This window comes from Microvirga sp. 3-52, from assembly GCF_018383585.1.
In the GTDB taxonomy this organism is placed as follows: Bacteria; Pseudomonadota; Alphaproteobacteria; order Rhizobiales; family Beijerinckiaceae; genus Microvirga.
Genome location: NZ_JAHAMK010000079.1, coordinates 1 through 1,867, shown reverse-complemented (window position 1 = coordinate 1,867; position 1,867 = coordinate 1). Strand labels below are relative to the sequence as shown.

Below are 1,867 nucleotides of genomic sequence, written 5' to 3'. Positions count from 1 at the left end.
GGGCAGCTCGATGCCGATGGCGTTGCGGCCCTGCACCACGGCCACGCGGGCCGAGACCGCGCTCATCGAGCGCGCGATGTCGTCCGCCAGCGAGATCACCCGCGACGACTTCGTCCCAGGCGCCGGCTCCAGCTCGTACAACGTCACAACCGGACCGGGACGAACGTTGATGATCTCGCCTTTGACGTTGAAGTCCCACAGCACGTTCTCGAGGGTCGCAGCATTCTCCTGCAACATCTCGACCGGCACCTCTGCACTGTCCCAGATCTTCGGCTCAGCCAGAAGATCCAAGGCCGGCAGATCGAACGCGAACGAGGCGCCTACTGGTGCGGAGACGCCGACCGGAACCGATGCATAGTTGTCACGACGGAAGCTGTCATTGGCAGGAGCCGGTACAATCGGGCCATTGGCGAGGCGCGGCTGCGTTACGACGGCTGCGCGCCGCGGGGGCACCTCGATGACGTCGTCATCATCCATGAGCCCCTCGACATCCATGAGGCCTTCGACGCCGTCTCCGTCATCCTCCCACGGCAGCGCTTCGGGCTCGGCGGGAGGCGGTGATGGAACGCGTGACGAAGCCGCGACCGATGGCGCTGCTTTCTTTACGATCGGAATCCTCTCCTCGCGCTCGACCTGAACGGACGCGGTCGCAGGGGCTGTCGTCGATGTCGTCGGCAGCGTCGGATCCAGCAGATAAGTCCCCGGTTGCCACATGAAGCTGTAGGACTGCTGAACGGCAGGAAGCTCGTAGGGAGCAGGAATGCCCCTTGAGGGAGGAACTGCCTGCTCCGCGGCCTTCGGCGCAGCGACTGGTTCCGCGGCGATCGGAGCGACCGGCACGTTTCTTTGAGGCGCTTCTCCTCGCGGCCTCGTGGGAACGGCCCGCCTGGCCTGGTCCGTCGCATGAGAAGGCGTGCGGGTGAACACGCGTGGTGCACCGTTACCAACCTCCTGCGAGGCCGCTTTGCTATGGAGCGCGAGCAACCGCTCCTGGACGGCAGGCGCAGGATCGGCCGCCCGAACGGACGCGATCTCTTTCGCCTGTCGTTCCGCAACATCCGGTGCCGATTGGGGAGATGTCTGCATCCTGCGCTCTTTCAGAACGCGCTCGGGCGTGCGTGTGAAGCGAACATCCGGAGACATGGAGAACGACTGCTCCCAGACCTCTCCGCGCGGAGCCCCATTGGGGCCCCTGTCCCGCAGAGCCCGGTCCGCAATGATCTCCCGGGAGCGAGAGCGTTCATCTGCCATTTTCGGCCGTGACAGCCCCTGCCTCGATCCATGATCGGGATCGTCGACGGATGCGCGATCCATCTCCCGGTGAGGTTCGAAGGACGAGGCTTGGCGCGGCCCCGCCGGAGCCTGCGTCGATCTGATAGGCTCCTGCTCTCCCTGGGCGTCAAATTCAGGATGTTTGTCATCGTCCCGCTTGAGAGAGCCATAACCATGGGCGGCGGAAGATGGAGACCGTCGTTTGAAATGCATTGTCTGTTATGGTGTTGGGGCTGAGCCAGTCAGCCCGAGAGGAGGTTCTCCCCGATTACGCCTGGCAAAGGTAAAAAGAGGATTAGGAGGCGAGCGCGGGACATGGCCACCCGTACTTGTCCCCAGGAGGACATCCTGTTCACAATCCTTTAAAAGCGGGGGCACTCTCCCTATATTCCTTGAGGAATCGGGCGCCCCTCCCCTTCTCTCCATCGCACGCGACGAGACATTGAAGATGTCTCTTGCAATTTGGCTTGGAGGCTTTATATCGGCGCCTCCCTTGTGGTTCTGCGCGAGCGGGCTGCGGGGTTTTTTTCGGACAGGGTCGGACCATGGCGTCCTGCGGCAGCGATGCCCGGGCGTGTGGTTTGCGCCGGTGTTC

Annotated in this window: 1 protein-coding gene; it reads right to left on the bottom strand. The window is 63.4% G+C overall.

Annotated features, from left to right (window positions below; all coding sequences use genetic code 11):
* Positions 1-1,251, bottom strand: a 1,251-nt coding sequence (locus KHP60_RS24810) for a DNA translocase FtsK (protein WP_283770750.1), incomplete at its 3' end; no start/stop codon positions are given.
* Positions 1,252-1,867 lie beyond the last annotated feature (616 nt).